5 protein-coding genes are annotated in these 6,017 nt (G+C 50.8%); all 5 read right to left on the bottom strand.

Annotated features, from left to right (window positions below):
- Positions 1–363 precede the first annotated feature (363 nt).
- The 5 genes from rbsR to rbsA all read right to left on the bottom strand — a co-directional run bounded on the left by rbsR (position 364) and on the right by rbsA (position 6,016).
- Positions 364–1,365 (bottom strand): ribose operon transcriptional repressor RbsR, encoded by a 1,002-nt coding sequence (gene rbsR, locus GVI43_RS13155; RefSeq protein ID WP_159567316.1) that lies wholly within the window; start codon positions 1,363–1,365, stop codon positions 364–366.
- A 10-nt stretch (positions 1,366–1,375) separates the two neighbouring features.
- Entirely contained in the window at positions 1,376–2,302 is a 927-nt protein-coding gene (rbsK, locus tag GVI43_RS13150) for a ribokinase (protein ID WP_159567315.1), read from the bottom strand.
- 322 nt (positions 2,303–2,624) lie between these two features.
- A complete protein-coding gene (gene rbsB, locus GVI43_RS13145) occupies positions 2,625–3,512 on the bottom strand; it encodes a ribose ABC transporter substrate-binding protein RbsB (protein ID WP_159567314.1) in 888 nt (295 codons plus the stop codon).
- A 23-nt stretch (positions 3,513–3,535) separates the two neighbouring features.
- Positions 3,536–4,504, bottom strand: a complete 969-nt coding sequence (rbsC, locus tag GVI43_RS13140) for a ribose ABC transporter permease (protein WP_159567313.1) — start codon at positions 4,502–4,504, stop codon at positions 3,536–3,538.
- 6 nt (positions 4,505–4,510) lie between these two features.
- Positions 4,511–6,016 (bottom strand): ribose ABC transporter ATP-binding protein RbsA, encoded by a 1,506-nt coding sequence (gene rbsA / locus GVI43_RS13135; protein ID WP_159567312.1) that lies wholly within the window; start codon positions 6,014–6,016, stop codon positions 4,511–4,513.
- Between the last annotated feature and the right edge of the window lies 1 nt (position 6,017).

The following is a 6,017-nucleotide window of genomic DNA, read 5'->3' as shown; positions in this document are numbered from 1 at the left end:
CCGGCGGTTTGGCGAATCACGTGTGTTCGTGTATTCAATGACAGCGGGAGGCTTGCCCTTGCCCTTCATTCTGATCCCTTCTGGTCGTCATCCCGTTGAAAAACGGACCCAGTCCTTGACCTTATTCACTTGAATTTAAAAGACAAAAACAAAGGTCAAATTCAACAGCTGGGTCCTGTTTTTCAACGGGATGACGACCCGACTACAAGGGCAAGGGTTAAGAGTGAAGGGCTAAGGGCAAGGGCAAGGACAAAGGAACAGGAACAGGGACAAGGGCAAAAAGAATGGAACAGCCGCCCAAGAACAAAATAGCGCCCGGAAAAGACCAGAATTTAACTCAGCGGCAGCGAAAAACTTTTCCGATCAAAGCATTCCGACGGATTCACGTTCTATCAGCCTTGGCGTTAGTGCCAGCGTGCGGGGTTCAACGATCTGAGTTTCTAGCCTCTCCAGCAGCGTATCAATGGCTAATTTACCCAATGCATCCGTCGGTTGATGAATGGTGGTCAGCGGCGGTGACATAAACGACGCGAGCTCAATATCATCATACCCGACTACCGCAATATCCTGCCCCGGCTTGAGTCCCTTACGGCTCAGCGCCAGATAAACGCCAACGGCCATCGCATCGTTACAGGTAAATACGGCATCAGGCGGTTCAGGCAGTTGAAGTAGCCGTTGCATGGCTTCCAGACCACCGGAAAACTCAAAGTTACTGAAGATCTGATAGTCATCTTCCAGCGCTAAGCCAGCCATGATCATTGCCTGTTGGTAGCCGGACAAACGGCGACAGGCCTGAGTATTATCCTGCGGGCCGGTAATACAGGCGATACGCCGGTATCCCTTACTAATTAGATAGTTGGTCGCACACTGACCGCCGAGTAAAGAATTATCCTGAATGGTATCGCACATGCCGTTAAACGGTGCCCAGTCCATCATGACAATGGGCAGGGTCGGATAGTGAAGGAATAGCGCTTCAGACAGAGGATTGCGGTCGTTGCACATCAGAATCAGGCCATCGACGCGCCGCTGGAGTAACGTTTCTAAGCTGGCTCCCATGCGCTCGGTATTGCCTTCGGTATTACATAAAATCAGGCTATAGCCGCGCTCATAGCAGCTCTGCTCTACGCCACGCACCACTTCAGCATAGAACGGGTTGTTACTGGAAGTGAGCAACATCCCGATGGTACGCGTCTCTTTGGCCTTAAGGCTACGGGCAACCGCTGACGGCGAGTAGCTCAGTTCAGCAACGGCGGAAAGAATTTTATCCCTGACCGGCTGGCTCACAAAGCGATTGTTATTAATCACGTGTGAAACCGTTGACGTCGAAACCCCGGCTAAGCGGGCGACATCCTTCATCGTTGCCACTGCGTAGCTCCTATTGCTGATTCGCTAAAAATGTATCGATCTCTTTACGCCACGGCACGGAAGGCTGAGCTCCCCGGCGCGTTACCGCAATGGCACCCGCAGCATGGGCAAACTTCACTGCATCGGCCAGCTCACGCCCTTCAAGCAGCGCCGTGATCAAAGCACCGTTGAAGGTATCGCCCGCAGCAATGGTATCAACCGGTTTAACTTTGTAGCCGACAATCAGGTTTCCATGCCCTTCAACGCTAACCCAGGCTCCCCGGCTGCCCAACGTAATGATTACCGTGCGAATTCCCTTGGCATGAAGCACCGCCGACGCGCGATTGGCATCATCGTTACTGTGTATCGCAATGCCGGTCAGCTGTTCGGCTTCTGTTTCATTGGGGGTAATAATGTCAATATTGGCCAATAGCTCGTCGGGTAGTTCACGGGCCGGTGCCGGATTCAAGGCGACCAATGTCGCATGCTCTTTTGCCAGCTTTGCCGCCGCAATAATGGTTTCTAACGGCGTCTCTAGCTGCATTAGCAACGCGCTGGCATCAATAATTTGCTGACGATATTTGGCTAAATAGTCCGGCGTGACCGATGCGTTGGCACCGGCGTCAATAGCAATAACGTTCTCACCTTTGCTATTAACAAAAATCATCGCTATACCGGTGTTAATATTGGCAATAGTTTCTATCGGTTGGATATCAATGTTGTCCTGAGACAGCTGTTTGCAAACCTGCCTACCGATATCATCATCACCGACACAGGCAATAAAAGTGATATTCGCGCCGCTACGGCCCGCAGCTACCGCTTGGTTTCCCCCTTTACCGCCAAAAGAGATCCGGTAATCGCTACCGGTAATCGTCTCACCGGGGCGAGGAAACTCATTCACGTTAAGAATATGGTCAGCGTTAATGCTGCCTAACACCACTAATTTCTTCGCTGACATACTGATACCTCTGGGGAAAACGCTAAAAAATTTTACGATGCGGCCTAAGAACTAACGGGCAAATATCGAATGGAAGGAGAGCATACCATTGGGGTCGTAGCGGCGAAAACCGCCGGAGCCCCCTAGGTATGGTAGGCCCTCCGCCCACTAGAACTCAAAAATACCGCCCTTCGTCCACCAGAAAAAGCCATTATTCCGGCGTTACTCATGTGGACGAAACTTACGGCAAAACTGAATGAATAACCCTCAGCCCTTAAGCCAAACGTTAATCTGCCAGCTAAAACCTAGATCCCGGCTTTCGCCGGGATCTAGGAGATTTTACTTATTCAGCAATCAGCTTCAGCTCAACCGGGTTATTAACTTCAACCTTCTCGCCTTTGAGGATCTTATCGGCAACCTCAACGCCTTTACTACCGATCAGCTCAGGCTGCTGGGCAATAGTGGCGCCTAAGCGACCGCTTTTCACCGCTTTCAGACCATCGTTAGTACCGTCAAAGCCAACGATCAGAACGTCTTTCTTACCGGCCGTTTGTAGTGCACGCATTGCGCCTAATGCCATTTCATCATTCTGGGCAAATACAGCCTGTACGTCAGGGTGAGCGGTCAGCAGGTTTTGCATCACGTTCAGCCCCTTGGTGCGGTCAAAGTCAGCAGGCTGGCTAGCTAACAGGGTAAACGGATGTGCTGCCATTGACTGTTTAAAGCCTTCACCGCGTTCACGGGCCGCCGAGGTTCCGGAAATACCTTCCAGTTGAATAATTCTGGCGCTATCGCCCAGTTTCTTCGCAATAAAGTCACCGGCCATTTTACCGCCGGCCACGTTATCAGAAGCCACGTGACTTAATACCGTGCCTTTGTTTGCCGCACGATCCAGCGTTACCACCGGAATGTTGGCTTTGTTCGCCAGCATGACCGCATTGCCTACCGCATCAGAATCTGTCGGGTTAATCAGTAACAATTTTGCACCGCGAACCGTTAAGTCCTGCACGTTGCCCAGCTCTTTAGCCGGGTTATTTTGCGAGTCTAGTACGATCAGGTTGTAGCCCAGTTCATCGGCTTTCTTCTGAGCACCGTCTTTCATTGAAACAAAGAACGGGTTATTCAGAGTGGAGACCACAAGGGCGATGTTATCTTTTGCCATCGCGCCAGCGCTAACCGACAGGGTTAATGCTGTAGCAGAAACTAACATGGCCAGCTTTTTCATATTCATTCTCATTATTCCTATATAAAAGGTTATTTACTGCTCTTGTTATCTACTAATACCGCCAACAGGATGACGGCGCCTTTCACGATCATTTGGAAGTAGGACGATATACTTAATAAATTCAGTGCATTACTTAGGAAACCCAAAATCAGCGCACCGATCAAGGTTCCGGTAATCCGACCGCGACCACCGGCCAGACTGGTTCCGCCTAACACAACGGCGGCAATCGCATCCAGTTCATATCCACCGCCAGCGGTTGGCTGAGCGGAAGATAAACGCCCGACCTCAATAACACCGGCCAGCGCAGCCAACAGGCCACATAGGGAGTAAACAATAATCTTAACCCGATCGACGCTGATGCCCGATAGGCGGGTTGCCGGTTCATTACCACCCAAAGCGTAAATATAGCGCCCCATACGGGTATGGTTGAGTAAATACCAGGCGGCAATAAACACGATTGCCATGATCCAGACTGGAGTTGGAATTCCTAAAGGCTGGCCAATACCAAACCATTCAAACACATCGGTATTGTCAGAAAACCCAAGGTTCAGCGGGCTGCCGTCAGAAAACTGGAGCGTAACACCGCGTAGTATCAACATCATCACCAGCGTGGCGATAAAAGCCTGCACTTTACCCTTGGCAACGATAACGCCGGTAACGGCACCAACGCCTGCGCCTAACGCCAACGATGCAGCAATAGCGACAAAGGCATTAATTTCCAGCCCGACCAGCGAAGCCGCAATGGCACCGGTTAGCGCCAGCAAAGAACCGACCGACAGGTCGATGCCCGACGTTAAAATGACCAGCGTCATGCCTACGGCAATAATCGCATTAACCGACGTTTGCTGCAGGATGTTAAACATGTTGTTAACGGTGAAAAAATTCGGGCTCAAGAACGAGACCGCAATGATCAGCACGATCAGGGCAATCAGCGACTTTTGCTCAAGCAACCACTCTTTGTTCAAGCGGCTTGGTGACGGGGTCTGTGACGTATTCACTGTGTATTACTCCTGAGTAACGCCGTACTGTTTGCCGACTGCAGCAGCCATCAGTACTTCTTGTGTTGCCTGTTCAATAGGAAATTCGCCGCTAATATGGCCTTCATGCATAACCAAAATGCGATCGCTCATGCCGATAACTTCCGGCATTTCTGATGAAATAAGAATGATGCTCAGCCCTTCACGCTTGAACTGATTGATAAGCTGATAGATCTCTTTCTTTGCCCCAACGTCAACGCCGCGAGTGGGCTCATCAAGAATCAATACGTTAGGCCGGGTCATCAGGCCTCGGGCAATAGCGATCTTTTGTTGATTGCCGCCGGAAAGCAGGCCAATAGGCTGCATCATGGTCGGGGTTTTGATATTAAACAGCTTGATGAAGTCATTAACCGCCTGACGCTCTTCGGCGTGCTTAAGCGAGCCCCAGCGCTGGCTAAAATAGCGCAGTGCGGTTAACGACATATTCTCTTTAACCGACATACCAAGCACTAAGCCATCGCCTTTACGATCTTCAGAAATATAGACAATCCCGTTCTTTAGCCCATCCTGAGGATTGGTGACCCGAATGGTCTGCCCGTCGAGGATCACGCTGCCATGAGCGTGAGGCAAGGCGCCGTAAATCATCTTCATCAGTTCAGTACGGCCAGCGCCCATCAGACCGGAAATGCCCAAAATTTCACTGCGGTAAAGGTCAAAGCTCACATCATGAACGCCCTTACCAGAAAGATTTTTCACCTGAAGGCGTAAACCGCCGCGCGGCTGATCTAAGCGAGGATACAGCTCATCGAGACGACGACCGACCATCATTTCAATCAGGCGGTCTTCATCGAGTTCAGCAACCGGGCGCTCACCGATAAATTCGCCGTCGCGCAGAACGGTAACGTCGTCGCAAATTTCGAAGATCTCTCTTAAACGGTGAGAAATATAAACGATGCCGCAGCCCTGAGCCCGTAGCTCATTAATCACGTTAAACAGTGAGGCGGTTTCTGTATCGGTCAACGCATCGGTAGGCTCGTCCATAATGATGACTTTGGACTCAAAGCTCAGCACCTTGGCAATTTCAACCATTTGTCGATCGCCGATAGACAGCTCACTCACCAGACGACGGCTGCTGTATTGGACGTTTAACCGCCGCAGCAGGCGATCGGCTTCAGCATACATCTTCTTCCAGTTAATTTTGCCAAGGCCGTTAACAAACTCACGCCCCAGAAAGATGTTTTCGGCAATGCTGAGCTGCGAAATGAGATTGAGTTCCTGATGGATGATGCCGATACCGGCTTCCTGAGAATATTTCGGGCCGTTAAACGCGACTTCTTGGCCTAAATACTCAATCCGACCCGCATCTTTGGTATAAATGCCGGTCAACACCTTCATCAGGGTAGATTTACCGGCACCGTTCTCCCCCAGCAACGCCATCACCTTACCGGGATAAACGTTCAGGCTCGCGCCCGACAGGGCCTTGACGCCGGGGAAGGATTTTTCAATACCGCTAATTTGAAGTAGAGGTTGCATA

The sequence above is a fragment of the Budvicia diplopodorum genome, from assembly GCF_009800925.1.
Classification (GTDB): Bacteria; Pseudomonadota; Gammaproteobacteria; order Enterobacterales; family Enterobacteriaceae; genus Budvicia; species Budvicia diplopodorum.
The sequence above is the reverse complement of the archived record's forward strand: the minus strand, read 5'-3'. Positions and strand labels throughout refer to the sequence as shown.

What these genes read in the sequence shown, in the direction of transcription:
- rbsK (WP_159567315.1), bottom strand. Translation starts at nt 2,302, where the DNA reads ATGTCAGCGAAGAAATTAGTGGTGTTAGGCAGCATTAACGCTGACCAT.
- rbsB (WP_159567314.1), bottom strand. Translation starts at nt 3,512, where the DNA reads ATGAATATGAAAAAGCTGGCCATGTTAGTTTCTGCTACAGCATTAACC.
- rbsA (WP_159567312.1), bottom strand. Translation starts at nt 6,016, where the DNA reads ATGCAACCTCTACTTCAAATTAGCGGTATTGAAAAATCCTTCCCCGGC.